We start from the raw sequence: 25,725 nt of genomic DNA on the forward strand, positions 1-25,725 counted from the left end.
AGCAATGCCGCACAGCGTGACGGTCCAGATCGTGGTGGACGTGATCTGCGCGCACTCCTACCCGGGCTACACCCGCTTCGCCCGCGCCGCCGACCGGCTCAGGGGCGAGGGACTGGAGATCGCGGTGGAATTCCTGCCCTTCGAGTTGGCTCCGGGCGCCTCCGCCGAGGGACGGCCGCTGCTCGACGTCCTGGAGCAGACCTTCGGTCCCGGCGCGGTGACCGGCGCGCTGGCCTTCGCCGAACGCGCGGTCGGCGAAGGCCTCCGGTTCGAGTACGCCACGGCCATCGCCACCGGCACTTTCGAGGCTCACCGCCTCATCGCCGACGCCGCACGGCAGAACAAGGCCGAGCCCATGACGGAACGCCTCTTCCGCGCTCACTTCACCGACGGGCTGCACATCGGCGACCCCGCCGTCCTCGCCGAGTTGGCCGCCGAGGTCGGCGTCGCCACCGGCAGCGTGCCCCCTGCCGCCGTGCGCGCCCGGCTCGACCGAGTGCGCCGCCACGGCATCACCGGCGTGCCGGTCTTCCTCATCGAGGACCTGCCCCCGCTTACCGGATCCCAGACCGAGACCACCGTGCTGACGGCTCTGCGACAGGCCGCTTCACGAAAGGAACATCATGACCGATAGTCCGCTACGGCTGGCCGTCATCGTCGGCAGCGTCCGCGACGGCCGCCTCGGCCCCACCGTGGCCACCTGGTTCGCCGCCCAGGCCATAGTCCGCCCGGACCTCGTCGTCGACGTGATCGACCTGGCCGACGTGCCGATCGGGGCGGCGGCCCCGTCGATGTCCGTACCGGAGCCGGTGCTGAAAGCCCTGGGCGAGCTGACCCCGCGGCTGGCGGACGCCGACGCGTTCGTGGTGGTGACCCCCGAGTACAACCACAGCTACCCGGCTGCTCTGAAGAACGCGATCGACTGGCACAACCAGCAGTTCCATGCCAAGCCGGTGGCGTTCGTCTCCTACGGCGGCATCTCCGGAGGCCTGCGCGCGGTGGAGCACCTGCGTGCGGTCTTCGCCGAGCTGCACGCCGTCACCACCCGGGACACCGTCAGCTTCCACGGCGCCTGGGAGTGCTTCGACGACGCCGGGCAGCCCAAGGACCCTGTCGGCCCGGCCAACGCTGCCAAGACCCTCCTGGACCAGGTGACGTGGTGGGCACAGGTCCTGCGCGAGGCGAAGGCCACCAACCCTTACACCGCATGAACGAAAGGCGCGACCATGACGAGATTGACGGGAAAGACGGCGTTGGTGACCGGCGCGAGCCGGGGCATCGGCCGCGCGATCGCCACCCGGCTGGCTCGCGAAGGCGCCCGGGTCGCCGTCCACTACGGCAGCGACCACGCGGCTGCCAAGGACACCATCGTGGCCATCGAAGCGGCCGGCGGACAGGCGTTCGCCATCCAGGCCGAGCTGGGCGCGCCGGGCGACGCCGAAGCCATGTGGGCCGGCTTTGACGCCCACGCGGACGGGCTGGACGTCCTGGTCAACAACGCGGGCATCCTCGGCGACCAGGCCGAGATCGACGGCGTCACCCGAGAGGGTTTCGAGCACCTGTTCGCGGTCAACACCACCGCCCCGTTCTTCATCACCCAGCAAGCCCTGCCACGGCTGCGCGACAGCGGACGGATCATCACCGTGGGCACCATGCTGACCCGGGGAGCGGCCATGCCCAGAGCGATCGACTACGCCATGTCCAAGGCCGCACTCGACGTCCTCACCACCGCCCTGGCCAAGCAACTCGGGCCACGCAGCATCACGGTCAACATCGTGGCACCCGGCGTCATCGACACCGACATGCACCAAGGACGCCTGGTCGGCGAGGCCCTGGCCTGGCTGTCATCGCAGACCCCCCTCGGCCGGCTGGGCACGCCGCAGGACGTGGCCGACACCGTCGCCTTCCTGGCCTCCGACGACAGCCGCTACATCACCGGACACCGTCTCGACGTCTCCGGCGGGACGACGATGTAGCCCACACCACCGGGCAACCCGACGCTCGTCTGCTCGCCACAACGTACGCGAGCAGACGAGCGTCTTTACACGCTTCCGCTTCAACGAGCACTGACATCGATCGCCCTGGCACTGGCTGGGCGTACCAGAGTCCGGCTGGCGGCCGGGCTGAGTATCGGTGTCGGCCGTGACACGCTGTTACGCCTGATCAGAGCGATCCCAATCGCGGCGGCCGGGCCGGTGCGGATCCTGGGGTCGACGATTTCGCCGTCCGGCGGGGAGAGCGGTACGGCACTGTCATGGTCTACCTTGAGACACGACGGCCGGTCGACCTCATCGACGGCCGTGACGGCGATGCCTTGGCCTGTCGGTGCCGAAAAATTCGGCAACCGGACTTGTAAGAAAACAACACGGTGCTTCTCGGTTTCCTGTTCGATGAGCTGGTAAGGCCATCCCCGGCGAGGTCCGCGATCAGCTTGCGGCGCGATTCGCGGTGTTGTTGCCGCATCTGAACGAGCGTCAGCGGCGTCTGGCGTTGGCGACCGAGGCCCGGCTGTTGGGGCATGGGGTGTTCGGCTGGTCGCGCGGGTGGCCGGGGTCAGCGAGATCACCGTCCGCAAGGGCGTGTTCGAGCTCGAATCCGGGGCTGATCCGCTGCCCGATGGGCGAGTCCGGCGGACGGGCGGGAGCCGGTTGCGGGTCGAGGCCGTCGATCCGCTTCTGCTGCCGGCGCTGCTGGCGCTGGTCGAGCCGGACGAGCGCGGAGATCCTGAATCTCCGTTGCGGTGGACGACGAAGTCGCTGCGGCATCTGGCTGCCGAACTCACGTGCCAGGGGCATCGGGTGGCCGCGCCGACGGTGGGTCGGCTGTTGAAGGAGAGCGGGTTCAGCCTGCAGGGCACCGCCAAGGTTCTGGAAGGCGATCAGCATCCTGATCGAGACGCCCAGTTCAGCTATATAAACGAGCAGGTCAAAGACCATCAGGCGGCGGGCGAGCCGGTGATCAGCGTGGACGCGAAGAAGAAGGAGCAGCTTGGGCTGTTGCCCATGAACGGGCGGGAATGGCAGCCACGCGGCCGGCCGGTGCAGGTCGAGGACCACAGCTTCTGGGCCGACTCGAACGTCGAGACCGTGGTCCCCTACGGGATCTATGACATGGCCTCCAACACCGGCTGGGTGAACGTCGGGGTCGACCACGACACCGCGGCGTTCGCGGTCGCGTCGATCCGCCGCTGGTGGCAGGCACGCGGCCGCCTGGACTACCCCGGCGCCTCCCGCCTGCTGATCACCGCGGACGCGGGCGGGTCGAACAGCTACCGCTACCGGCTCTGGAAGGCCGAGCTGGCCGCGTTCGCCGCCGAGACCGGGTTGACGGTCACGGTCTACCATTTCCCGCCGGGCACCTCGAAATGGAACAAGATCGAGCACCGGCTGTTCTCCTACATCACAATGAACTGGCGCGGACGGCCGTTGACCAGCCATCAGGTCGTCCTCAACACGATCGCGGCGACCACCACCTCGACCGGCCTGAAGGTCGAAGCTGTCCTCGACCCGGGCTCCTACCCGACCGGGATCGCAGTCAGCCGCGACCAACTCCAGGCCCTGCCGATCACCGCGCATACCGAACACGGAGCCTGGAACTACAGCATCGCCCCGATCGGCGGCACCGCCACCCCACCGCGCACAGACCAGCGAGCCGCGGCCCGCGCCCAAACCCTCGCGATGCTCGCCGACCCCCGCCTGACCGGCATGAGCAGCGACGAACTCGACGCGCTGCGCTCACGGCTCGCCCCGGCCCAGGAGGCTCGGGCCGAGCAACACCGCTACGTACTGCGCGGCGACCGACGCGTCGCCACCACCGGCCGCAGCCGAGCCCTGCTCTCGAACTCCGACGAGGTCCTGATCACCGTCATCTACCTGCGGCAGCTCTGCCCACAGAAGGTTCTGTGTGACCTGCTCGGGATCAACCCGGTCACGATCGGCCAGGCGATCAAAGCCACCCGCCGGCTCCTGGACGAGGAGAAGATCAGCATCACCCCGATAGTCGTCCGCTACTTCACCCGAGCAGACGACCTACGCGCCTGGATGACCGGCACCGACCCTGTCGCGCACGTCCCGACCCGCCACGCCTTGACCGACCCACGTCTGACCGGCATGAGCCGCGACGCGCTGGACACACTGCTCGAGAAACTGATCGTGCCCTACGCCGACACGCCGCCGCGATCGAACAGCGCCGCCACCGCCAACGCGGCGGAAACCGACGCCCCGGCACCCGCGGCGGAGTCTTCCGCCAGAAGATCACCGCGGGGGCCCTGCCCGGCCACGCGTTGAACGGACTGTCTTCCAGGTAGTAGCCGCTGTCGAGTGCCTGCGTCCACGATCGGGCGAGGCACTCGTCCACGTCCACCTCGTCCGCCCAGCTCGACGGCACCGAAGCCAGGGCTCCGACGTGCCAGGGGGTGAGGTGGTCGCCTTCGTTCCCCAGCAGTAGAGGCCAGAGGCCGGTCTCGCGATGGCGAGGCAAAAGGTCAGCCCAGAGGCGTCCAGCAGGTCATCCGTGATCCACAGCGCCGGCTCGGTCACGGCCTCCTCCGTCCGGGCGTATTCAGGGTTCGGAATGATCAGGCGGCCCCGCAGGCTATCCGGCACAGGAACTGTGGTCAACGGCATAGTGCTCCTTTTACAACCAGGAACCGACAGAACGCTGTTGGCCATGAGCGATCCGCGCCGACCGCGCAGGGCCGGGTAACAGTCCTCGATGTCCGGACATCTGCTTGGTCGACGAGCCCCCATCGGAAGGACGGTGGCATGGGTCCACCCGACCCCGAGCAGCGTTTCGAGGCGGTGTACATGGCGCACTACGCGGCCATGCTCAGCTACGTCCGGCGGCGGACCGACTCTCCGGACGACGCGGCGGACGCGATCGCCGAGACGTTCGCGACCGCGTGGCGCCGGGTGGCCGACATCCCGGACGGCGACGAGGCCCGGCTGTGGCTGTACGGCGTCGCGCGGCGGGTGCTCGCCAACCACCGGCGCGGGGAGTCCCGGCGGACCGCCCTCGCCACGAGGCTGCGGGCGGAGCTGAGCACGTGGGCCGAGGACGTCCCGGAGACCAGCCAGCCCGAGCCCGTGCCTACGGCAGCCCCGCGCGGTCGGCTGCCCGCAGCGACGGCTGTCGAGATCGACCGGACCGTCGGCCGGGACGGCGACGTTCAGCTCGCCAGCCACCGTCTAAGACTGACGATCATCGTTGACACCTGGGTCTCCGGCTACTACGGAGATCATCCATGTCGACCCCCAATCCGCCGCTGGACCGTGAGGCCAAGCGGCGCCTGGCGGTCATCCGCCACGTCGAGGAGGTCATTGGCAGCGTCGCGATGACGTGCCGGTACTTCGGGATCAGCCGCCAGGCCTACTACATCTGGTACCGCCGCTACCAGGCCGAAGGCGTCGAGGGCCTGCGTACGCGGTCCAAACGGCCCAAGACCAGTCCCAACGCCACCCACGTCGAGGTGGTCGGAAAGATCATCTATCTGCGGCAGAACTACCACTTCGGGCCCGAGAAGATCGCCATGTACCTCAAGCGGTACCACGACATCACCATCGTTCCGCGTCGCCCAGGCCAATGCGTTCCGAGTGGAGCGTTGGAGACCGATGGGGATCCGGCCGTTGTTCCTGGTGACTTCGTCGTTGTCTCGGCACCGCTGCATCTGCAGACCCAGCCGTACCTGCGTGAGTAGGTCACCGGCGTTGAACGCGGCGGTGTCGCAGCTCATGGTCGGTGCGATGCCGACGGCCTGACACGCACCGATCGGTGGCTCGCCCATCAGTTGCAGTTCGGTCTCCGGCGAGAACGACACCTTGACGCCGGCGTCGGCGAACAACCGCCACTCCTCGTCGTCCAGGACGGTGCAGTGCACGTGGATCTGCTCTGGCCCGAGCAGCCCGGCGCGGTGCAACTGCCGCACCCCCGACGGCGTTCCCGCCACGCATCCGGTATGCGTGATCACGGTCGCGTTCAGCTCCCGGGCCGTCTCGATCTCGGCTCGGACCGCCTCCCACGCGGCCAGACCTGGTTCGGCGGTCGCCACACCCATGGTCAGCAGGCCGGTGCCGGAGGCGTAGGTGCTCGCCACGCGCGCCGCGTCGGTCAGCCGATCCTTGTGGGAGGCGAATCCGGTGTCGTGGCTGGACAGCATGCCGTAGCAGAACACCGCGCGGATGGCCGTGTCCCGCAACCCCGCGACCGCGGCGTCGGCATGCTCGGGCGTGTTGATGCAGTGGCAGTAGTCGACGAGCGTGGTCACACCGGCGTCCAGCGCCTCCCATGCGCCGAGCCGGTTGGCCAGGTACAGGTCATCGGCGGTGTACCGGGGCGCGATCCGGTCCCGGATGTCCGCCAGGAACGGCAGGAGTGCGCTGTCGTGGAATCGGCCGCGCACCAGCGTCTGCCACGTATGCCGATGGGTATCGACCAGCCCGGGCATCACCACGGTGTTACGGGCGTCGATCACGGCCGCGTCCGCGTCGATCCGCGGCGCGATGCCGACGATCGTGTCGTCCTCGACCAGGACATCACCCTGGGGCAGTTCGCCGATCTCCGGATCCATCGACAGGACGTAACCGCGACGGATGAGGGTTCGATGGGTAGCCATGCGCCAACTCTGCAGACTCAAGCGGACTTGAGAGCAAGACCATGGGCCCGTCGATGACCACCGGTACCCGATCGGGGACCTGGCGCGGGTAACGAAGCATCCGCCATCGGGCGTTCCGATGGTCGCGTTCGCCTTCTCACCCGATCCGCGGGCGGCTCGTTCACCGGCCGCTCCGCTCGTTCGTCGGCTCGCCGCTCCGGGTCAGTCGATGCGGGTGAAGACGGTGTCGATGCGGGCGTCGAGTTGCTCGCCGGTGACGGGGCACTCCAGCGGCTTGGCGCGAGGGCAGTGCAGGAGGTGGTCGAGGGCCTGGGTGGCCGCAGTGAGCCGGTCGATGGTCGCGGTCAGGTCGGCGAGCCGCTGGGTGACCAGTTCCCGCCAAAGCCCGCTGTGTCCGGGGCCGGCCATGATCTTGGCCGTGTCGTCGAGGCTCATCATGGCGTCGTTGTGCCAAAAGCTGAACGAACGCCAGTCGGTAGATGGCCTCCCGACTGTAGTAGCGCACCCGGGCCCGACGCTCGGTCGCGGGCACGAGGCCGATCTGCTCGTAGTAGCGCAGCGCCGAAACGGTCGTACCGAAGGCGCCGGCCAGTTCGCTGATCGAGTAGAGGCGTTCGTCGGTCATGGCGGAGATCCGGCTTTCTGCTGGCGACAGGTTGCGCTCAAGCCAACTTTAGTCAGGAGACTGACGGATGCGCATCAGGTCAGGGCGATCCTCGCCCCGGGCGAGCAGGAGGACGGCACCCATATGAGCACTCCCCCGTCATCATCGGTAGCACCGCGGCCGGCCACCCGGCAGACCACATGGCCGCCGGCTCCCTGGGCGGCGTTGGTGGCGCTGTGTCTGGGATTCTTCATGATCCTGCTCGACGGGACGATCGTCTCGGTCGCCACCCCGACTCTCGTGCGCTCCCTGCACACCGACGTGAACACCGTGGTGTGGGTGACCTCCTCATACCTGCTGGCATTCGCCGTCCCCCTGATGATCACAGGCCGCCTCGGAGACCGGTTCGGCCCGAAGCGGGTCTACCTGATCGGCATGGCGGTCTTCGTCCTCGCCTCGCTGGCGTGTGGGCTGGCCGCCTCGGTCCAGGTGCTGATCGCGGCCCGAGTCGCACAGGGGCTGGGTGGAGCGTTGATGAGCCCGCAGACCATGAGCGTGATCACCCGCATCTTCCCGGCCGAACGGCGCGGTACCGCGATGGGCGTCTGGGGCGCGGTCGCCGGGCTGGCCGGGGTCGGTGGCCCGGTGCTCGGCGGCCTGCTGATCAGCCCGTTGGGTTGGCAGGCGGTGTTCTTCGTCAACCTCCCCATCGGCGTCGCCGGGCTGGTGTTCGCGTGGCGGGTCGTGCCGGACCTGCCCACCCACGGACACCGCTTCGACCTGGTCGGCGTGGCACTGAGCGCGGTTGCGATGTTCTGTCTGACCTACGCCATCCAGGAAGGACCGGTCTATCACTGGGGCCGGATCACCGGTCTGGTGTCGATCCCGGCACTGCTGGCCGCCGGAGTGATCCTCCTCGCCGTGTTCGCCGTCCTCCAGGCCTGTCACAGCGCTGAGCCGCTGATCCCGCCGTCGCTGTTCCGGGCGCGGAACTTCACTCTCGCCAGCATCGCCGTGGCGATGCTGGCTTCGTGCAACAACTGGGGCCTGCCGTTCATGCTCTACGCCCAAAGCGACCGCGGCTCGACCGTTCTCACCGCCGCGCTGCTCCTGGTGCCCAGCGCTGTGATCAGCGGACTGGTCTCTCCGCTCGCCGGCCGCCACGTCACCCGGCTGCATCCGGTTCTGCTCGCCGGCACCGGGCTGGGTGCGATCGCCGCCTCGCTCGTCCTGCTCGCCGTGCAACTGTCACCCACGACGCCGCTATGGGCGCTGCTGCTCATCATCGGACTCAACGGGGTCGGCAACGGTGTGGCCTGGACGTCGGTCTCCGCCATCGCCAGCGCCGCCCTGCCACCCACGATGGCAGGCGCCGGGTCCGGCGTCTACAACACCATGCGCTCCCTCGGCGCGGCGATCGGCGCAGCCGGGATCGGCGCCGTTATGCAAACCCGACTGACCGCCGAACCGGCCGGTCCGGCAGGGCACGCCACCGCGATGGGGCAAAGCCTGCTGTTCTTCGTCGCCATGCTCCTCATCGCCCTCGCCGCGGCCGCCGCCCTGCGCCGCGCCCCGGACGAGGCGCCAACCGCATGATCTTCCGCCGCGGCTCCCGCGGAATCTCACCGTCGCCTCGATCCGCCACCGGTGGCAGGCTCGCGACCGGACAGAGCCAGCCCCTCCGCGCGCACCACTTGGTCCCACCGCCGCCGACATCAAGACCCACCCGACGGCCCTGCTGCTACAGCCGACGCCAGCACTCGGGGATCATGCGCATTGATCACCTGCACGGCCGGGTTCTTCACCAGGTTCGCGAGACGCTGGTGGTTGGCGGCCAGCGCGCTGGGTTCCATCGCAGCCTGCTCTTCGCCCATTCGCAGCCCGGGATTGTGTTCCAGCGCCTGGCCGGTGTGGTCTGCGAGACCCACGCTGCTGCCATCGAAGAATGCGTCCCCGGCGTGCACGAGTAGCCGGTCGTCACTGACCCGGATCACCACCGCCGCGTGCCCACGCGTGTGGCCAGGCATGGGCACCAGCGCGAACCGATCGTCTAGCCCGTCGACTCGCAGCGCGTCAGCAAAGCCCAGCCATGGTTCCCCTGGCTTGTCGTACAGAGACCACTGGGGGCCGTGCTCCCATTGCTGGGACCGGTACCGGAATTTGGCCGCCTCGTCGGGTTCGGCCACCGCCGCGTGATGCTCGAGTGCCGTCGTGTGCACGACCGCGTGCGGGAAGTCAGCGAGCCCGCCGATGTGGTCGAAGTCGAGATGGGTCAGTACGACGTGCGTGACATCCTCCGGCCCGTACCCCAGTTCCCGAATCCGGGCGACGGCCGTCTCCTCGGGCAGGCATGCGGGTTGGCACGGACCGGGTGGCCACGGGTAGCAGCGGCTGGCCGTCGACGTCGCGGATGCCGTCGAGGAGGATGTTGGCGACCGCGGGCCCGTTTTTGGTCACCGTCACCTGCGTGACGTGGTCGAGGTTCCCCTCCGGTCCGCCGAGCACCCATAGTCCGCCGGTGGGTCCGAGGCGTACGTGGGAGTTCGCGCCGGCCCGCTCGTGCCGGTAGTTGTGAACGTGGCCGGCGAAGGCGTGATAGGGCCGGTCGCGCAGTGCGGCGCGGATGCGGTTCCACGCCGGATGGCTGCCCTGCCACAGTGGCATGTGCATGCACAGGAAGGTCCAGCGGGCATCGGTGTTCTCCCGGAGCGCGTGCTCGACGTCCGCCAACTGTTCCTCACCCACCGACGCGGGCTGTGTGCCGTTCCAGTCGAACAGCTCCGCCACCTGTTCGCGGGCGGCGATCGGGTACTGGACGAGCCGCTCCTCCAGCGCGTGCAGATGCTCCGCGACGTTCGGCGTGAGTTCGGCCGGGTTCTCTTGGGTGTTGAGAATGATGAACAACGCGTCGCCGTAGCGGAAGTGGTAATGGCATCGTCCGTAGCGCTCCCGCCACCGCTGCTCCATTTTGGGTGTGGAGACATCGTGGTTGCCCGGGGTGAGGAACATCGGGGTGCGCATCCCGGCGAACATGCCTTCGATGTGGGACCACTGCCTGGCGAGTTCGGCATCGTCGTCGGTGTACCCCTCGATCAGGTCACCCAGCTGGATCGCGAAGCTGGGCGCGAGTAGATCCGTGACGGCGAGGCCGCGCTCGAACACACCGGGCCGTGCGTTGCCGGTGCGGTCGGAGACGAGTACGAAGCTGAAGTGGTCCGCCGCGGCGGGCAGGTCGAGGCTGGTCCACGGATTGGGTTCGTCGTACGCCTCCACGCGCAGTCCCGGCGGAAGGGCGGAAGGCTGGGCGGTGGTCGTCAAGACAGGGCTTCTTTCTCTGGGGTCGTGAGCAGGGTCGTCAGCAGCGTGGTGAGCTGAGAGAAGTCGGTGATGAGGTGGTCTACGCCCGCGGCGGTCAGCCGCGAGGCCGAGCAGTACCCGCTCGGGATGCCGACGGCGACACAACCCGCTGCTCGGGCGCTGTGGATGTCGTATTCGGTGTCACCCACATAAACGGTGTGCTCTTGTCCGGTCGCGCGCCGGCGGAGCATGGTGTCCTTGCGGGTGACACCGAAGGCCGTGAAGTCCCACAGGCTTGTGAGACCAAGCGCGGTCATGTCCGCGCGAACCGCCGCGGCCGAAGCCGCAGACACCACACTGTGCGGATCAGCGGTGAACTGGCCGGAGCCAGCGTACGGGTGCCGCCCGGCACCGTAGGTGACATCCTCAAACGCGCCGGCTTGGATCCCGCTCCACGTCGCAACGGCCCAGGTTGGGGCGGTTCCTGAAGGCACAGGCCGGGGGAATCATCGTCCTGCGACCTGTTCCCCGTCGACGCCGTGTTCCTTAAGCGGATCTACGTGCTGTTCTTCGTCGAGCACGCCACCCGGATCGTGCACATCGCCGGCGCTACAGCGAATCCGTCCGGAGTGTGGATGGCCCGGCGGGCCAGGAATCTGGTCATGGACTTGGGCGACAGGGCTCTCTGATACACCGCATCTGCGGACGCAACCACGGCGCCAGGGGAACGACCGGCCTGGTCGTCACACTCATCAAAGGCACACAGCGCCGCATGAACCGGACGTCCCACGGCCCGTTCACCGTGCGGCCTCCCGCCGCCGAGCGCGGTAGTTGGCCGCTTTGACTCGGTCGCCGCACTGGTTCATGCCACACCAGCGCCGTGACGCGTTACGCGAGGTGTCGAAATAGATGCGCGTGCAGTCGCTCCCGGAGCACTCGCGAACGCGGACGGCCGAATCGCCGCCGAACAACTCCAGCGCGTCCCGTGCGAGAGTCGAGTGGAGCTGTGCCACGCTCCCGAACCTCCGCAGCCGACTTCCGATGAGGCTCACGTTCAGCGGGGGTGTCATCGCGGCGGTGTTCAGCAGACCGACGTCCGCGGGGGCGAGTGACTCACGCCGCGTGACGGCATGGGCCATGCGGTAGATCGTCTCGCGGAGAGCGCGAGTGCGCGTCAAACCCAACTCGTCGACCTCCATCGGTTGATCGACGAGACCGGCCTGCCGTGCCCACTCACCGACGTCCTCAGCGTGAACTAGCAGCTCCGCGGGGTCCGCGTGGTGGCGGAACAGCACAGTCGCGGCGAGGTCCAGCGAAGGACGGTTCCCCAGGAACGTGAACATGTCACCAGCTTAATAGGTGACGGAGACCATCTCAAGATGTCCATCACTGGCTAAGGCGGTGATGATGTGACAGACCGGCCGGTCTGCGCCTCGGGATAACCGCATCGAGACCGGCCTGCCGGTGTCCACTCACCGACGTCCCCGGCGTGATCCCAGCAGCTCCGCAGGGTCCGCGTGGTGGCGGAACAGCACAGTCGCGGCGAGGTCCAGCGAAGGACGGTTCCCCACTAACGTGAAAACGTCACTGCCTTGACAGGTGACGGAGACTATCTCAAGATGCTCCCCACCGGCTAAGGCGGTGATGACTCGGCAGACCAGCCGGTCGGCGCCTTGAGAAAGCCGCGTCGAGAAGGAGGCCGACCATGGCCCAGAACTCGCCGATCCATCCGCGCCCCGACCCCAAGATGACAGTCACCCCCGAGATCCCGCGGTCGTCGGAGGCGGGCATCGGACTCAAACGGCACATCGGCCTGGGCGGTCTTCTGTTGGCCACGCTGGCCTCGATGATCGGTTCCGGATGGCTGTTCGGACCGCTGTACGCAGCGCGGCTGGCCGGCCCGTCGGCGATCATCGCCTGGCTGATCGGCGGCAGCATGTTCATGCTGCTCGGCCTGGTCTACTCCGAACTGGGGGCGCTATTCCCGGTTTCGGGCGGTGTCGTCCGCTTCCCGCACTATGCGTTCGGCCCGGCGGCCAGCTACATCGTGGGCTGGATCGTCTACCTGGGCGCCGTGACGTTTCCGGCGATCGAGGTCGAGGCGGCGCTGCAGTACGCGAGCAACTACCTGCCAGCGCTCACCCACGTCAGCGGCGGAGTCCAGGTTCTCACGGCGCAGGGCTACGCAGTGGCCGCGCTACTGATGGTCTCCTTCACGGTGATCAACCTGTGGGGCGTTCGCGCCTTCGCGCGAGCCAACAACGCGATCATGGCGTTCAAGCTGTTCGTGATGGTGTCCATGCTGATCGCGTTCCTGGCCATAGGGTTCGGTGCCGACAAGCTCACCGACTTCGGCGGATTCGCGCCACACGGGGTCGGCGGGATCCTCAGCGCCGTGGCCACCGGCGGCGTGGCGTTCTCCTTCACCGGCTTCCAGCAACCGGTAGCGCTGTCCGGCGAAGTGCGCAGCCCCGGCCGGAACATCGCTCGCGCGATTCTGCTGGGTCTCCTGATCACGACAGTGCTCTACTGCCTCATCGAGCTCGCGTTCCTCGGAGCCGTGCCGGCCGGCGCGCTGCGGAACGGCTGGGGACACCTGGCGTTCGCCAACGACTTCGGGCCGCTTGCGGGCGTGGCGACGATGCTCGGCCTGGGCTGGGTGGCGGCGCTGCTCTACGTCGACGCGGTCATCTCCCCTCTGGACTGCGGCCTGAACTGGTCGGTGATGACCTCGCGGATCTCCTACGGAATGGCGCGCAACGGTACGATCCCGGCGGTCCTGGGGCGCGTCAGCGGCCGAGGCGTGCCCTGGGTCAGCGTGCTGGTCGGCTCCGGCGTGGGGCTCGTGCTGTTCCTGCCGTTCCCGGGCTGGCAGACGTTCGTCGGATTCATCACCTCCGCGGCCGTCCTGTCGTACGGCACCGGTCCATTGGCGCACGCCGCCCTACGCCGCCAGCTACCCGACCGGGTACGGGGATTCCGCACCAGCTTCGGCGACCTGGTCCCGTTCGTCGCCTTCTACGCGGGCAATCTCATCGTGGTGTGGACCGGCTGGCAGACGATCGAGAAACTCCTGGTGGCGATCGCCGTCGGCATCGTGATATTCGCCGTACAGCGGCTAACGCAGCGCACGACAGGAAGCGACCTTCACTGGAAGGCCGCAGCGTGGATCATTCCATGGCTGGGCGGGCTCGCAGCCATCAGCGCGCTGAGCACCTTCGGCGGCCGGTCCGTCATCCCCTTCGGATTTTCGTTCCTCGCGATATTCGTCCTCAGCCTCGTGATCTACGTCCTGGCGGTCCGGCTGCGGCTGCCGACCGCGTCGATGCCGCCGGCCGACACCGGAACGGACGAACGAGCCGTCAAGCCGTCCGAACACGGACCAGCGCTGTAACCGAATGACCGAACCCCGAACCGGCAGATTGGAGCCGCGTAATGCCCACCGTACGAACCACGTACCTGCACATCGCCTACGAGGAATGGGGCGATCCGTCCGCCCCCGCCATCGTCCTGGTCCACGGGTGGCCCGACGATGTTCACTGCTGGGAACAGGTCGTACCCCATCTCACCAGAACCCATCGCGTCATCGCGCCCCATCTGCGTGGCCACGGCAGGACGCGGTTCCGGTCGGAGGACACCCCGCGCAGCGGCCAGATCGCCGCGTTGGGCCATGACCTCGCCGAATTCCTGGACGCGGTGGGCGTTCAGCGCCCGATCGTCGTCGGACACGACTGGGGTGCCCGTGCCGGCTACGTGGTGGGTGCGCTGTACGCGCACCTGCTGCGGGGGCTTGTCGCGATCTCCGCCGGATACGGCAGCAGCGGCCCACGCCAGCGGATCTCCTATGAACTGGCACACGCCTACTGGTACGAGTGGTTTGTCAAGACAGAGCGCGGGCGGCGGGCCTTCGAGGAGGACCGCGCCGATATCTGCCGTTACCTGTGGCAGTCGTGGTCACCAGGCTGGCATTTCGATGACGCCGAATTCGAAACCGCATCGAAAGCCTGGGACAACGACGACTGGCCGAACATCACCGTACATGCCTACCTGCAACGCTGGGGAGAGGCTCCAGGTGCTCCGGAATACGACGAACTCGAGAACCGGCTCTCCCTCGTCCCTTCGGTCAAGGTGCCCACACTCGTTCTGCACGGGAATGACGACGCCGACAACCTTCCGCACACCACGGAAGGCAAAGAGGCCCACTTCGTCAACGGATACCAGCGCCGCCTCCTCGACGGTGTTGGTCACTTCGTACCGCGAGAAGCCCCGACTCCCACCGCAGCGGCCATCCTCGAATTCGCCGCCGGCATCTCGACGGAAGAGTGACGATGTATACGAACGACTGGCGCATCCCGGCCGACACCAAGGGCAGTCCTCACTGGGCCGCCGACCTGACCGCCGCGGAGTTCGCCGCCCGGGGAGTCAACGTTCTCGACGGGGACCTACCGCTACCTCTGTGCGTCCTGCGGGAAGCAGCTCTGGCGAAGAACAGCGACGCGATGGCCAGGTTCGTGCGGGAGGCGGGCCACGACGTGCTTCTCGCACCACACGGCAAGACCACAATGATCCCGCAACTGTTTCACCGGCAGTTGGAGACAGGGTCCTGGGGGCTGAGCCTGGCCAATCACCATCAGGTCCGCGTCGCCCGTAGCGCCGGAGTCAGCAGAATCGTGCTGGCCAACCAACTCGTCGAACCTGCCGAGATCGACTACGTGCTCGACGAACTGGCACGCGACCCGGATTTCGACTTCTACTGCTTCGCCGACTCCGTGGACGGCGTCGCCATGCTCACCGAGAGGGCCACGCGGCACTCGACCACCCGCCCCATCCAGGTCTTCGTCGAGGCCGGGATCGACCGGGGCCGCTGCGGAGTCCGTACAATCGACGCCGCCGTCACAGTGGGACGCGCCGTCGTGGACGCGGCACCGCACCTGCGCCTGGTCGGAGTCGCCGGATACGAAGGCATCCTGCAGACATCCGAGCGACGCGAACAGCTGATCAACGACTACCTGTCGTTCCTCGGAGACGTGGCCATCGGTTGTGATGGCGCCGGCCTCTTCGCCGACGCTGAACGGGTCCTGCTCAGCGCCGGCGGCAGCGCCTTCTACGACCGCGTCATCGCCATGCTGGCCGACCTGCCGTTGAGCCGGCCGTCTCGCATCGTGCTCCGCAGCGGCTGCTATCTCGCCCACGACGACGGCTTTTACTCCCGATTCGCCACCGACCTGCTGCGACGCGACCAGCTCGCCAGACGTACGGACCTCTCGTTCGAACCCGCCCTCGAAATATGGAGCAGCGTGCTGTCAACCCCCGAGCCCGACCGGGTGGTCGTCTCCGCCGGCCGTCGCGACTTCGGCGAAGACGCAGTGCGGCCTGCGGTCATCAAGCACGCCCGGCGCGCAACGAGCGTGCCGGACCGCCTCGACACGGCGCACCACACGATCGTGGCCGTCTACGACCAACACGCGGTCATCGACGTTCCCGACGGTCACAATCTACGCGTCGGCGACCGGATCGCCCTCTCGCCAGGACACCCGTGCACCACGTTCGATAAATGGCGTGCGATCCACCTTGTCGATGACGCCTATATCGTCCGGGATGTGCTCGCCACCTACTTCTGAGGCTCTGTCACACTTCGGATGGTGATGATGGCGATGGGGTAGACCCACCGATCAAGGAATCGCGGGTCCATACATTGGAGCGGTCGTTCTATGGGATCGGCCGACCTGCGCAGCCGCTGATGTGAGCCCGGTACGCCGGGGCCGACATTTCCCAGCCGGTCCGGACCGGGCTCGGCGCGGGTCCGCAGCGCGTCCAGCGCGCAGGCGACCGCTGCCTTGCGCGTCCCGCGACCGGTCTCCCGCTCGGCCTACGCGGCCAGCCAACGGGCGTGCCGCCAGGTGAAGCCAGCGAACGGCGCGGGTGACCCAGCCTTCATGGGTAACGGCGCACGGTCGGCGAGCGATAGGTGCGTCTCTCTCCGACCGTGTTGAAGATGTCTGGGTACTCTTGGATTCGTCATGGTACCGGGTAGGGATCGTCGCCGCTGTAGGCGCGCTTCTTCGTGATCTTCCAGGCCCGTCGCGCGTGGTCGCGCGTACTGGGCCTACGTCACCGCCGCCGAAGCTGAACACCATCGCCGCCGGCGCCGCTTCGGTCTACCTCACCGCCCACCCGGACACGCCCTCGACTCTCGCCCAAGCCACGGTCCACGGCAACGCCGTCGCCTGCGCCTGGGCAGTCGGGATCCTGCTGGCGATGGCGGTCATCGTGGCCGCGCTCATCAACACCCGCCCAGGCCAACCCGCAGATCGCCGGCTGGAGCGGCGTATCACTCATGCTGGCCGCGAGGGTCGAGCGTCCTGGGTCCCGCGATGATGCCGGCGAGGGCGGCGAGCCCGGTGAGAACGAAGACGATGGCGATGGCGACGGTAGGCTCCCAGTCTGCGGCCTTGCCGAGGGCGACGAGGGCGCCGGACAGCCCGGTGACGACGGCGACAGAGAGCGTCTCGGACAGCTGCAGGCTGCCGCTGGTGGCGCCCTTGTGCTCGTCGGGGGTCTGGGACAGAGCCAGAGTGGTCACCGACGGGTAGACGAGACCCATTCCGAGTCCGCCGGCCGCCCAGCCGATGATCGCCATTGCGGCGCCGAGCGCCGTGGTCGTCGCCAGGGACACCGCGATCGCGGCAAGCCCCGCGGTGAGCAGTATGAAGCCGATGATGATGCGGTGGCGGCGGCCGCGGTCGCCGCCACGAACGTCGAACTTGGCCTGCCCCCACGCCCCGACGACCCAGGTGATCGCTCCCACCGCGAGCGCGAAGCCGGACCCGATGGTGGAGAACGCGAACACGGTGGTCATGGCGAGGGGGAAGAACGCTTCGGACCCGTAGTAGCCGGCCGACACCAGGCCACGTACCAGCACTGCTGTGGGGAGCCCCTTGCGGCCGGTGAGGAAGCCGGGTGGCATGAGCCGCCACAGGGAGGGAAGGGCGATGGCGATGCCGACGATGGCAAGGACGATCAGGGGGACGAGCCTGCCGGAGTCGAGGCCGACCAGCAGGGCACCTACTCCGATGGCGAGGCCGAGGGTCGCGAGCATCTGCCGCTGGTCGATCCGGCCGCCGGCACCAGGCCCGCGGAGCCCAGGAACGGCCGGGATCGCGGCGAGGATCACGAGTGGGACGAACAGCCAGAACACCGCCCGCCACCCCCAGAGGTCGGCGAGCGCTCCCAGCAGGACGGGACCGGCTAGGGCGGGGATGGTCCAGCAGGAGGCGACGAGCGCGAGCATCTTGGCGCGCAGGTGGTCGGGATAGTTCCGGCCGACGGTGAGGTAGACGATGGTGAGCACGCCACCCACGCCGAAGCCCTGTGCGGAGCGCCCGATCAGCAACGCGATCCATCCCGGTGCGGTGGCGGCGGCGACGCAGCCGGCCACGAAGACGGCCAGCGAGGCGAGGAATGGATACCGGGGGCCGGCGTGATCGGCCCACTGCCCGACCGTGGCGGCGGCGAGCATGTTGGCCAGCATGAAGCCGGTGAACGCCCATCCGTACAGGTCCAGCCCGTGCAACTCCTTCGCGATCACCGGCATGACAGTGGTGACTCCGAGCCAGAGGAACGCGACGACCGTCACCGAGGCGGCGAGCCCGATCGTGAGGACTCGGTGCTTCGCGTCGAGCACACCCCCTGCGGGAGCCTGTCCGTCTCCGTCCCGGCCACCGGTCTTGTCGGCTGTCTCGGTCTGGCCGTGCTGCGGGCCGGGATGATCACTCGTCATGGACGTCCTTATATATCGTCGGTTTTCTATAGAGTGTTTTGGCAATATAGGCAGATCCAAATATAGTGTCAATCGTGATGGAGAACGACGAGCGGCTCGCTACGATGTTCCGCGCCATGGGACACCCTGTGCGGTTGGGAATCCTTCGGCGCCTCGCTCAGGAGCCCGAGACCTGTGCCTGTGACTTCACCGACGTCTTCCATCTGGCGCAGCCCACCATCAGCCAGCACCTGAAGGTGCTGCGCGAGGCAGGGCTGGTCACGACGAAGCGACGCGGCACACAGATCTGCTACTCGGTGGTACCCGACGCGCTCGACGAGTCGCGTTCCGTGTTGGGGGAGATCGCCAGGGTCCTTGCGCTGACCTGAGACGGAACGTCGCTTGTGCTCAGCCATGGTTGAGGTTCAAGCGTCGACCGGGCATCGCATGAAAGGAGACGGAGACATGACCGTCCACACTGTGCGTGCCGAAAACCTCGTCCACGTCATGCGACCTGGGAGTATTCGTGGATGATGCCGCCAAGGCGATCGGCTGTCCGGCAGCGACCAGCGCATCCTCGAGCGCGGGGCGCTGGTCACCGCGCTGCTCCTGCTGTTCCGCCGCAGCGTGGGCCTCATGGCGCTGCCCGGCGGGCTATAGGAGGAGGAACTCGCGGAGTTTGCCGCAGGTGTGGGGGCGCGGGTTGCCTGGGCACTTACCGCGGTGGACGATGAGGGCGCAGTCGCGGCCCTCGTGGTGGGCGGTGAGGCGCCGGTAGAGCGTGGGGCGGGGCACGTGGAAGGTCTGGGCGATCTCTTCGACGGTGTGGGTGCCGTCGTCGTACATCTTCTGGGCCTGGTCGAGCTGCCGCTGGGTGAGTTTGGGGCGGCGGCGGGCACGGGCGGCGGCCAGGCCGTCGTTGGTGCTGGCGACGACGAGTTCGCGTTGCAGTTCGGCCAGCACGCTCAGCATGCCGAACATGGTGCGGCCCTGTTCCCGGCCGCCACGCCGGCGCGCTGCAGGGCGTCGATCTAGTGATCGGGATTCTCGTCGGCGGTGGAGACGCGATAGTAGCCGTACACCGTCATATGGCAGGTCTCCTAACCGCCTCAGCGAGGTTCGCGCAACGTTGTTCTCGAGACAGGGTGAACGCCCGGTCGGTAGATGAGTCTTGTGAACGGTCGTTTCCGAGACCCATCAGCGCCAGCGGTCCGGTGGGTGCCTCTCATCATGGATGCGCGGGTGTCTTCGTCGAAGTAGATGGGCCCGCTCCAACTCACCCGGGGCGACTCAGATTTCCTTGGCGTGGTGGCTGTGGCAGTGGCCGCGTGTGATTTCCGGGCACAGCGGGCTGTAGGTCGTTGCGGTCTCAGCGGCTCACGGCGGTCTCCCGCTCCACACGCGACAGCTTTTCGGGATTGCGCACGTGGTACAGGCCGGTGATACAGCCGTTCTCGACCCGTACCGCCACCACGCCGTCGATCTCCCCATTGACTCGGACGAGCAGCCCCGGGCCACCATTGATCTGTACCGGCTCGACGGACCTTTCGGCGTCGCGCTTCCACCAGCCGACGGCCAGCAGGCGAGCCACCTGGCCGACCCCCACGATGGGCCGAAGCAGGGCATGTTTGATTCCGCCGCCATCGCTGAGGGCGACGACGTCCGGCGCCAGGATATCGAGCAGGCCCTGCAGATCCCCGGTTTCGACCGCTCGCTGGAAGGCCCCGAGTGCGGCCCGGGTCTCGACCGGGGAGGCGGTGACGCGTGGCCGACGCGCGGCGACGCGGGCCCGGGCCCGATAAGCGAGCTGGCGGACCGCGGCCGGGCTCTTGCCGACGGCTTCAGCGATCTCGTCGTAGTCCAGACCGAACACCTCGCGCAGCACGAACACCGCCCGCTCGGCCGGCGCAAGCGTCTCCAGCACCAGCAACATCGCCATCGACACGCTCTCGGCCAACTCGACGTCCTCGGCCACATCAGGCGCGGTCAGCAACGGCTCGGGCAACCACGGCCCGACGTAGAACTCCTTACGCCGACCGAGCGCACGCAACCGGTCCAGCGCCTGCCGGGTGACGACCCGCACCAGGTAGGCACGCTCCTCCCGCACCACGGCCAGATCGACATCCACCCACCGCAGCCAGGTCTCCTGCAGGACGTCCTCGGCGTCGGCGGCCGAACCGAGCATCTCGTACGCAACGGTGAACAGCAGGCTGCGGTGGGCAACGAACACCTCAGTGGCCGAATCCACGCGATCGGCACGATCGAGCGGCCCGGCTGTATCCGTCGTCCGTTCGCTGCGCTGACTCATGCCTGGCTCCCGCCTGTTCAACCTTGGTCCTGCCACATGCACTAGACGCCGCTCCCCACCGCTTTGTAACACCCGCGAGCGATAACCCATGTCACACAACTGCGCTGTTACAGGGCCCGGGTCGCCGGCGTCTTGTGATCGTCAGGACGCCGCGCGAACGATCCGCGCGGCAGGCAACCCCACGGGTGAGGACGAAGTCATGGCAACCACGAAGGCGCAGGCCCCGGCGGCCACCTCGCGCCGCTGGGCCGCGCTGTTTTTCATAGGGTTGGCCCAGCTTATGATCGTTCTGGATGGGACGGTCGTGAACATCGCACTGCCGTCGCTCCAGCGGGATCTGGGGATCTCCGACGGCGACCGGCAGTGGATAATCACCGGGTACACGCTGGCGTTCGGCAGCCTGCTACTTCTCGGCGGCCGGATCGCCGACTACACCGGCCGCAAACGGACTTTCCTGATCGGACTGCTCGGCTTCGCCGGCGCGTCGGCGTTCGGCGGCGCGGCGGACAACTTCGAGATGCTGCTGATCGCCCGTGCCCTGCAGGGCGGATTCGCCGCGCTGCTCGGACCGTCCGCGCTGTCGCTGCTGACCGTGACGTTCACCCAGCCGAAGGACCGCGCCAAGGCGTTCGGGATCTGGGGCGCCATCACCGCCGTGGGCGGCGCGATCGGGCTGTTGGCCGGCGGGGCGCTGACCGACTACCTGGACTGGCGCTGGTGCCTGTACGTCAGCGTCCCGATCGCCCTGATCGCGGCGATCGGCGGGTACGCGATGCTGGCCGAGTCGCGGAGCGAGGGCAGGGCCCGGTTCGACATCCCCGGCGTGCTGCTGGTGACCGGCGGGCTGGTCGCGATCGTGTACGCCACCAGCCAGGCCGAGTCCGACGGCTGGGGCTCGGCGAAAGTCATCGGTCTGCTGGCCGCAGGCGCAGTGCTGCTCGCCGCGTTCGCCCTCGTCGAGAGCCGAGTGCCCCAGCCAATGCTGCCGCCGCGCCTGATCGCCAACCGAACCCGCGGCGGCGCCTATCTGAGCGTGGGGCTCGCCATGGTCGGAATATTCGGGGCGTTCCTCTTCATGACCTACTACTTGCAGGTCGTTAAGGGCTACTCGCCGATCAGGACGGGCGTGGCCTTCCTCCCGATGACCATGGCGGTCCTGATGTCGGCCGTCGGGCTCGCCACCCGACTGCTGCCCAAGCTCCCGCCGCGGATGCTGATCGTGCCGGGCATGCTGCTCATCGCCTCCGGCATGCTGTGGCTGCGCACCATGGAGACCGACACCGCCTACGTCGAGGGCGTGCTGGTCTCGGGACTCCTGCTCGGCTTCGGGGCGGGCATGATCATGCCGGTGGCCTTCAACTACGCCACCCACGGCGTCGACCGGCGCGACGCGGGCGTCGCCTCGGCCAGCGTCAACACCGCGCAGCAGATCAGCAGCTCGATCGGAACCGCGTTGCTCAACACCATCGCCACCAGCGCGACCGCGGACTACCTGGCCTCGCATGCCTCGCAGGGCAGGAGCCCGGCCTTCGCCAAGAAGGCGATGCTGGAAGGTTTCGTGACAGCCGGCACCTGGGCCGCGGGGATCCTCCTTGCCGGCGCGCTGATCGTCGCTGTCCTGATGAACACCCCGCGCCCCAAACACCAGGCCGTCACCGAGGACGCCGAGCCGGTGCTCGCTCACCCCTGACCCCTCCGGCGGAGATCCACTGCGGCAGCGCTCAGCCGTGGGGACGTCGGCGGCCGTGGCCCAAACGGGTCGGGACCGCCGCCGTCTGCGCCGCCGCACCGACGCCGGAGGGGACGGTTAGCGTCGCATCGCGCAGCCGCCGCAGGCCCTCGTTGCTGTGTTCCGTCGTGATCATCGCCGTGTCGTGCCGCTTGCCACCTGGCGGTACAAGAAGGCCGTCAGCCGCTAGACGAGTAGTTCCGAAGGCGTGCCGGTGTGTGGGCATGAAGAGAGGGCGTTCAAGATCATGTTGTGACGCAAGACCTGAACACCCTCCTGACAGCACTGTACGTGAAGATCGAGTGCGCCACGAGGTTCTGTTGCGCCGGATGGGGGTGAAAGACCGCTCATCCTCTCGCCGTCGTAGCGGCGGGTGAAGCTGGAGGAAGTCTGAACCGGGGGTCGCCGGGGAGGACGGGAGCATCCTCGACAAAGTCGTGTCGGTTCAGTACTGCCGGATGGGCCGGGCACGGTGAGCGAGACGGGAAGGTATACGCGAGAAACCGGCTGCGTTACGCCTCTTGATCACATGCCAGCTCTAACCCGGTGGATTCGGGCTGGATCGCGGTGCGCACCCTCCTGTCATTTCAGGTGGGGAACTTCCGGCAGGGTCTTCGATGCCTGGGCCGGGAGGTCACGGTGAATTGCCTACGGCAGTAGCCATGACGATGTCGCAGGGGCAAAGCCGGGTGCCTCACCCGTCGACCGGACAACAGGGAACGTGGGAACCATCCGCGTGCGTTCCACTCGCCGATCCTTGCCAGGGGTCGGGGCGTGGATAGGTGCGACGTCTGCCGAAGGCGCGGGTGGGGCGGAGCCGCCGTAGTACTCCGAGCCGGGGAAAGCCCGCGCACATGGGGAAGGGTGGCAGCGTGTCAGTCAAGGAGTGAAGGTAATGTCCGAAGACGCGCCGGTGAATATCGGCGCCGTGCTCTGGCCGGATCCCTATTCGGCCGGGGTGGCGGTACGGAGTATGCAGAACAAGTTGCACCGCTGGGCGACCGAAGATTCTGGTCGCCGCTTTGATGATCTGTTCAACCTTGTTTATGACCCGGCGTTCCTGGTGGCCGCGTGGCAACGCGTGTCCACCAACAGGGGCGCCAAGACTCCGGGAATCGACAAGGTCACAGTGGCCACGGTCGAAACCCGGATCGGGGTCGAAGCTTTCCTGGGCCAGATCCGGGACTCGCTGAAGTCGGGCGAGTACCGGCCGGTCGGAGTACGGCAGGTGATGATCCCTAAAGGGGTGAACACGGGGAAATTCCGGAAACTCGGTATCCCCACCATCGCTGACCGGGTGGTCCAGGCAAGCCTGAAGTCAGTGCTTGAACCCATCTTCGAGGCGAATTTCAAGCCGTGCTCGTATGGTTCCGCCCGAAGCGGCGCGCTCATGATGCGATCGCTGAGATCCACTATCTGGCCTCCGGGTCCCGGGATTATCACTGGGTACTGGAGTGTGACATCAAAGCCTGTTTCGACGAGATCGGTCATTCGGCCTTGATGAACCGTTTCCGGATGAGGATCAAGGACAAGCGTATCTGTGGGTTGGTGAAGGCGTTCCTAAAATCCGGGATCCTCAACCAGCTCGAAAAGTGGGAAGAGTCACTGACAGGGACCCCGCAAGGCGGTATCCTCTCTCCGCTGCTCGCCAACATCGCATTGTCCACGCTAGACGATCACTTCGTCCAGCAATGGCATCGCGACATGGGAACACCCTATCGGCGGTCCAAACGCAAGAAGAACGGCCAAGGTAACTGGCGGCTCATCCGTTTCGCAGATGATTTCGTCGTAGTGGTGTCGGGCGATCGTCGCCATGCCGAGGCCCTGTGTGAGGAAGTGTCGGCCGTGCTCGCCCCCCTGGGACTACGGCTGGCACCGGAGAAAACCCGCGTGGTCCACATCGATGAGGGCTTCGATTTCCTCGGCCACCACATCCGCCGCCAGCGGAAACGAGGGACCACGAAGCATTACGTCTACACCAAGCCGTCCAAGAAGGCCATCGCGTCGATCAAGGCCACGGTGAAGGAGAAGACGTACAGGTCAACCCGCCACATGGAGCTGGACGAGCTGCTGCGCAGTCTCAACCAGGCCCTGGCGGGCTGGGCGAATTTCTTTCGATACGGAGTATCCAAGGCGATCTTCACCGCGATCGACCACCACACCTGGGGCCGGTTGATGCGGTGGATACGCGCCAAGTACGCAGGGAAACACCGGCTCGGGATGAAGGAACTCCGCGACCGCTTCTGTGACAAGGGGTGGCGATTCGCCCACAACGGGGTCGCCTTCACCGGCGCAGCCAGCGTCACGGTGGAACGCTACCGCTATCGCGGTAACGACATTCCGACCCCCTGGACCCCCAAACCGGCAGCCGCTGCGGCAGGCGGCTGACCAGCGGGCAAGACACGTGGAGCGCCCGGTGCGGGGCAACTCGCACGCCGGGTGCGGGAGGGGGCCCGCGGGAGACGACCGGCGGAAACGCTGGCACCGCGCTCGCGGGCCTACCTCACCGACGAGTTGGAAGGAACCCGATGGCTGGGCAGGCCGCCGAAGCTGACCGGCTCCGAACTCATCTGCCTGGCCGTCGCCCAAGTACTGCTGGGCTTTCATTCCGAAGCCCGATGGCTGCGCTTCGCCCGCACCCATCTGGGCGGGATGTTCCCGTACCTGCCCAAGCGGCCCGGCTACAACAAACGTCTTCGGGCGGCGCTGCCGCTGGTCAAACAGGCGATCCAGGCTTTGGCGGCCGACACCGCGTTCTGGTTCGACGACGTCTGGATCACCGATTCCACACCCGTCGAGTGCGGCCGCTCGCGCCCGACCGTGATGCGCTCGAACCTGGCCGGGTGGGCCGGCTACGGGTACTGCCGCTCGCACTCACGGTTCTACTGGGGCCTGCGCCTGTTCCTGGTCTGCGCCCCGGCCGGGATGCCGATCACCTGGGCGCTGGCCAGCCCCAAGATCGACGAACGCGATGTGCTGGCCGCGATGCTGGACCACGACCCGCACCTGGCCACGGGCCGGCCGGGGCTGCTGCTGATCGCCGACAAAGGGTTCGCCTCCCGGCGATTCGAGACCGACCTGGCGGATCGCGGGATCACGTTGCTGCGGCCGTCGTTCAAACGCGAGAAGACCCGTGCGGGCGAACCGTTGCTCAAATCGGTCCGCCAGCTGATCGAGTCGGTCAACGACACCCTCAAAGGCCAGCTCGGCCTGGAACAACACGGCGGGCGGACCTTCGAGGGCGTCGCCGTCCGCATCGCCCAGCGCATCCCGGCGATGGCGACGGCGATCTGGCACAACCACCACACCGGCGCACCGGTCACCAGATCACTGATCGCCTTCGATCACTGACCACTTCGGAACTACTCGTCTAGCGCTAGCGTTCGGCAAGCCCCGGCGTGGCGCGGCCGCGCCGTCT

23 protein-coding genes and 3 pseudogenes are annotated in these 25,725 nt (G+C 67.5%); 16 read left to right on the forward strand and 10 right to left on the reverse strand.

Annotated features, from left to right (window positions below; all coding sequences use genetic code 11):
- The first annotated feature begins 4 nt into the window (after positions 1 to 4).
- From ACQP2O_RS29280 to ACQP2O_RS29305, 6 genes and pseudogenes are all read left to right on the forward strand, one after another.
- Positions 5 to 634 (forward strand): DsbA family oxidoreductase, encoded by a 630-nt coding sequence (locus ACQP2O_RS29280; RefSeq protein ID WP_433170567.1) that lies wholly within the window; start codon positions 5 to 7, stop codon positions 632 to 634.
- Positions 624 to 1,211 (forward strand): NADPH-dependent FMN reductase, encoded by a 588-nt coding sequence (locus ACQP2O_RS29285; protein ID WP_433170569.1) that lies wholly within the window; start codon positions 624 to 626, stop codon positions 1,209 to 1,211. Before ACQP2O_RS29280 ends, ACQP2O_RS29285 begins: the two co-directional genes overlap by 11 nt.
- A 15-nt stretch (positions 1,212 to 1,226) precedes the next feature.
- Complete coding sequence (locus tag ACQP2O_RS29290; protein WP_433170571.1) at positions 1,227 to 1,976, forward strand: SDR family NAD(P)-dependent oxidoreductase; 750 nt, start codon at positions 1,227 to 1,229, stop codon at positions 1,974 to 1,976.
- Positions 1,977 to 2,406: 430 nt separating this feature from the next.
- Positions 2,407 to 4,306: pseudogene (locus ACQP2O_RS29295) on the forward strand (ISAzo13 family transposase).
- Positions 4,307 to 4,763: 457 nt separating this feature from the next.
- Complete coding sequence (locus tag ACQP2O_RS29300; RefSeq protein ID WP_433170573.1) at positions 4,764 to 5,336, forward strand: RNA polymerase sigma factor; 573 nt, start codon at positions 4,764 to 4,766, stop codon at positions 5,334 to 5,336.
- The gene (locus tag ACQP2O_RS29305; RefSeq protein WP_433191187.1) at positions 5,333 to 5,695 is read left to right on the forward strand and encodes a helix-turn-helix domain-containing protein; all 363 of its coding nucleotides are present in this window, start codon (positions 5,333 to 5,335) and stop codon (positions 5,693 to 5,695) included. Before ACQP2O_RS29300 ends, ACQP2O_RS29305 begins: the two co-directional genes overlap by 4 nt.
- On the opposite strand, the pseudogene ACQP2O_RS29310 reads toward ACQP2O_RS29305, so the two are convergent.
- From ACQP2O_RS29310 to ACQP2O_RS29320, 3 genes and pseudogenes are all read right to left on the reverse strand, one after another.
- Positions 5,657 to 6,610 (reverse strand): annotated as a pseudogene (locus ACQP2O_RS29310) (amidohydrolase family protein); the annotation flags it as partial. The gene ACQP2O_RS29305 and the pseudogene ACQP2O_RS29310 overlap by 39 nt on opposite strands.
- Positions 6,611 to 6,811: 201 nt before the next feature.
- Positions 6,812 to 7,048, reverse strand: a complete 237-nt coding sequence (locus ACQP2O_RS29315) for a hypothetical protein (RefSeq protein WP_433191549.1) — start codon at positions 7,046 to 7,048, stop codon at positions 6,812 to 6,814.
- A 64-nt stretch (positions 7,049 to 7,112) separates the two neighbouring features.
- Positions 7,113 to 7,235 (reverse strand): annotated as a pseudogene (locus ACQP2O_RS29320) (MerR family DNA-binding transcriptional regulator); the annotation flags it as partial.
- 123 nt (positions 7,236 to 7,358) lie between these two features.
- Between ACQP2O_RS29320 and ACQP2O_RS29325 the strand changes: the two are divergent.
- Positions 7,359 to 8,810: a DHA2 family efflux MFS transporter permease subunit gene (locus tag ACQP2O_RS29325; RefSeq protein ID WP_433170575.1), complete on the forward strand. Its 1,452-nt coding sequence runs from the start codon at positions 7,359 to 7,361 to the stop codon at positions 8,808 to 8,810.
- A 119-nt stretch (positions 8,811 to 8,929) separates the two neighbouring features.
- Here the strand turns inward: ACQP2O_RS29325 and ACQP2O_RS29330 are convergent, their stop codons facing one another.
- The 3 genes from ACQP2O_RS29330 to ACQP2O_RS29340 are packed head-to-tail and all read right to left on the reverse strand — an operon-like array spanning position 8,930 to position 11,005.
- Positions 8,930 to 9,562 carry an MBL fold metallo-hydrolase gene (locus tag ACQP2O_RS29330; protein ID WP_433191189.1) on the reverse strand — a complete coding sequence of 211 codons (633 nt, stop codon included), beginning with the start codon at positions 9,560 to 9,562 and terminating at the stop codon, positions 8,930 to 8,932.
- Complete coding sequence (locus ACQP2O_RS29335) at positions 9,450 to 10,532, reverse strand: metallophosphoesterase family protein (RefSeq protein ID WP_433170576.1); 1,083 nt, start codon at positions 10,530 to 10,532, stop codon at positions 9,450 to 9,452. The genes ACQP2O_RS29330 and ACQP2O_RS29335 overlap by 113 nt, the downstream gene beginning before the upstream one ends.
- Positions 10,529 to 11,005: an HAD hydrolase-like protein gene (locus tag ACQP2O_RS29340; RefSeq protein ID WP_433170578.1), complete on the reverse strand. Its 477-nt coding sequence runs from the start codon at positions 11,003 to 11,005 to the stop codon at positions 10,529 to 10,531. Before ACQP2O_RS29340 ends, ACQP2O_RS29335 begins: the two co-directional genes overlap by 4 nt.
- Positions 11,006 to 11,050: 45 nt before the next feature.
- Here ACQP2O_RS29340 and ACQP2O_RS29345 point away from each other — a divergent pair, with 45 nt between their 5' ends.
- Positions 11,051 to 11,200 carry a hypothetical protein gene (locus tag ACQP2O_RS29345; RefSeq protein WP_433170580.1) on the forward strand — a complete coding sequence of 50 codons (150 nt, stop codon included), beginning with the start codon at positions 11,051 to 11,053 and terminating at the stop codon, positions 11,198 to 11,200.
- Between the two features lie 108 nt (positions 11,201 to 11,308).
- Here the strand turns inward: ACQP2O_RS29345 and ACQP2O_RS29350 are convergent, their stop codons facing one another.
- Positions 11,309 to 11,854 carry a CGNR zinc finger domain-containing protein gene (locus tag ACQP2O_RS29350; protein WP_433170582.1) on the reverse strand — a complete coding sequence of 182 codons (546 nt, stop codon included), beginning with the start codon at positions 11,852 to 11,854 and terminating at the stop codon, positions 11,309 to 11,311.
- Positions 11,855 to 12,216: 362 nt separating this feature from the next.
- Here ACQP2O_RS29350 and ACQP2O_RS29355 point away from each other — a divergent pair, with 362 nt between their 5' ends.
- Genes ACQP2O_RS29355 through ACQP2O_RS29365 form a run of 3 tightly spaced genes read left to right on the forward strand, consistent with a single transcriptional unit; the run spans position 12,217 to position 16,132 of the window.
- Positions 12,217 to 13,905, forward strand: a complete 1,689-nt coding sequence (locus ACQP2O_RS29355) for an APC family permease (protein ID WP_433170584.1) — start codon at positions 12,217 to 12,219, stop codon at positions 13,903 to 13,905.
- A 41-nt stretch (positions 13,906 to 13,946) separates the two neighbouring features.
- The gene (locus ACQP2O_RS29360) at positions 13,947 to 14,837 is read left to right on the forward strand and encodes an alpha/beta fold hydrolase (RefSeq protein WP_433170586.1); all 891 of its coding nucleotides are present in this window, start codon (positions 13,947 to 13,949) and stop codon (positions 14,835 to 14,837) included.
- 2 nt (positions 14,838 to 14,839) lie between these two features.
- Positions 14,840 to 16,132, forward strand: a complete 1,293-nt coding sequence (locus ACQP2O_RS29365) for a hypothetical protein (protein WP_433170588.1) — start codon at positions 14,840 to 14,842, stop codon at positions 16,130 to 16,132.
- A gap of 710 nt (positions 16,133 to 16,842) precedes the next feature.
- Here ACQP2O_RS29365 and ACQP2O_RS29370 read toward each other — a convergent pair.
- Positions 16,843 to 18,291, reverse strand: coding sequence for an MFS transporter (locus ACQP2O_RS29370; protein ID WP_433170590.1), 1,449 nt, complete (start codon positions 18,289 to 18,291; stop codon positions 16,843 to 16,845).
- Positions 18,292 to 18,368: 77 nt separating this feature from the next.
- Here ACQP2O_RS29370 and ACQP2O_RS29375 point away from each other — a divergent pair, with 77 nt between their 5' ends.
- Complete coding sequence (locus tag ACQP2O_RS29375; RefSeq protein ID WP_433191191.1) at positions 18,369 to 18,659, forward strand: ArsR/SmtB family transcription factor; 291 nt, start codon at positions 18,369 to 18,371, stop codon at positions 18,657 to 18,659.
- Positions 18,660 to 18,924: 265 nt separating this feature from the next.
- Here ACQP2O_RS29375 and ACQP2O_RS29380 read toward each other — a convergent pair whose 3' ends face one another.
- Together ACQP2O_RS29380 and ACQP2O_RS29385 are read right to left on the reverse strand one after the other, a co-directional pair.
- Positions 18,925 to 19,383 (reverse strand): helix-turn-helix domain-containing protein, encoded by a 459-nt coding sequence (locus ACQP2O_RS29380; protein ID WP_433191193.1) that lies wholly within the window; start codon positions 19,381 to 19,383, stop codon positions 18,925 to 18,927.
- Positions 19,384 to 19,639: 256 nt separating this feature from the next.
- Positions 19,640 to 20,578 carry an RNA polymerase sigma-70 factor gene (locus ACQP2O_RS29385; protein WP_433170592.1) on the reverse strand — a complete coding sequence of 313 codons (939 nt, stop codon included), beginning with the start codon at positions 20,576 to 20,578 and terminating at the stop codon, positions 19,640 to 19,642.
- 199 nt (positions 20,579 to 20,777) lie between these two features.
- Here ACQP2O_RS29385 and ACQP2O_RS29390 point away from each other — a divergent pair, with 199 nt between their 5' ends.
- From ACQP2O_RS29390 to ACQP2O_RS29405, 4 genes are all read left to right on the forward strand, one after another.
- Complete coding sequence (locus tag ACQP2O_RS29390) at positions 20,778 to 22,268, forward strand: MFS transporter (protein ID WP_433170594.1); 1,491 nt, start codon at positions 20,778 to 20,780, stop codon at positions 22,266 to 22,268.
- Between the two features lie 934 nt (positions 22,269 to 23,202).
- Positions 23,203 to 23,808, forward strand: coding sequence for a hypothetical protein (locus ACQP2O_RS29395; protein ID WP_433170596.1), 606 nt, complete (start codon positions 23,203 to 23,205; stop codon positions 23,806 to 23,808).
- Positions 23,715 to 24,695, forward strand: coding sequence for a reverse transcriptase domain-containing protein (locus ACQP2O_RS29400; protein ID WP_433191195.1), 981 nt, complete (start codon positions 23,715 to 23,717; stop codon positions 24,693 to 24,695). Before ACQP2O_RS29395 ends, ACQP2O_RS29400 begins: the two co-directional genes overlap by 94 nt.
- Before the next feature lie 90 nt (positions 24,696 to 24,785).
- Complete coding sequence (locus ACQP2O_RS29405; RefSeq protein ID WP_433191197.1) at positions 24,786 to 25,658, forward strand: IS982 family transposase; 873 nt, start codon at positions 24,786 to 24,788, stop codon at positions 25,656 to 25,658.
- Positions 25,659 to 25,725 lie beyond the last annotated feature (67 nt).

Source organism: Actinoallomurus sp. CA-150999, assembly GCF_050942425.1.
In the GTDB taxonomy this organism is placed as follows: Bacteria; Actinomycetota; Actinomycetes; order Streptosporangiales; family Streptosporangiaceae; genus Actinoallomurus.

Bases quoted from the DNA above. Each gene is read 5' to 3' on its own strand.
- ACQP2O_RS29280 (WP_433170567.1), top strand. From the start codon at position 5: ATGCCGCACAGCGTGACGGTCCAGATCGTGGTGGACGTGATCTGCGCG.
- ACQP2O_RS29285 (WP_433170569.1), top strand. From the start codon at position 624: ATGACCGATAGTCCGCTACGGCTGGCCGTCATCGTCGGCAGCGTCCGC.
- ACQP2O_RS29290 (WP_433170571.1), top strand. From the start codon at position 1,227: ATGACGAGATTGACGGGAAAGACGGCGTTGGTGACCGGCGCGAGCCGG.
- ACQP2O_RS29300 (WP_433170573.1), top strand. From the start codon at position 4,764: ATGGGTCCACCCGACCCCGAGCAGCGTTTCGAGGCGGTGTACATGGCG.
- ACQP2O_RS29305 (WP_433191187.1), top strand. From the start codon at position 5,333: ATGACGTGCCGGTACTTCGGGATCAGCCGCCAGGCCTACTACATCTGG.
- ACQP2O_RS29315 (WP_433191549.1), bottom strand. From the start codon at position 7,048: ATGATGAGCCTCGACGACACGGCCAAGATCATGGCCGGCCCCGGACAC.
- ACQP2O_RS29325 (WP_433170575.1), top strand. From the start codon at position 7,359: ATGAGCACTCCCCCGTCATCATCGGTAGCACCGCGGCCGGCCACCCGG.
- ACQP2O_RS29350 (WP_433170582.1), bottom strand. From the start codon at position 11,854: ATGTTCACGTTCCTGGGGAACCGTCCTTCGCTGGACCTCGCCGCGACT.
- ACQP2O_RS29355 (WP_433170584.1), top strand. From the start codon at position 12,217: ATGGCCCAGAACTCGCCGATCCATCCGCGCCCCGACCCCAAGATGACA.
- ACQP2O_RS29360 (WP_433170586.1), top strand. From the start codon at position 13,947: ATGCCCACCGTACGAACCACGTACCTGCACATCGCCTACGAGGAATGG.
- ACQP2O_RS29365 (WP_433170588.1), top strand. From the start codon at position 14,840: ATGTATACGAACGACTGGCGCATCCCGGCCGACACCAAGGGCAGTCCT.
- ACQP2O_RS29370 (WP_433170590.1), bottom strand. From the start codon at position 18,291: ATGACGAGTGATCATCCCGGCCCGCAGCACGGCCAGACCGAGACAGCC.
- ACQP2O_RS29375 (WP_433191191.1), top strand. From the start codon at position 18,369: ATGGAGAACGACGAGCGGCTCGCTACGATGTTCCGCGCCATGGGACAC.
- ACQP2O_RS29385 (WP_433170592.1), bottom strand. From the start codon at position 20,578: ATGAGTCAGCGCAGCGAACGGACGACGGATACAGCCGGGCCGCTCGAT.
- ACQP2O_RS29390 (WP_433170594.1), top strand. From the start codon at position 20,778: ATGGCAACCACGAAGGCGCAGGCCCCGGCGGCCACCTCGCGCCGCTGG.
- ACQP2O_RS29395 (WP_433170596.1), top strand. From the start codon at position 23,203: ATGTCCGAAGACGCGCCGGTGAATATCGGCGCCGTGCTCTGGCCGGAT.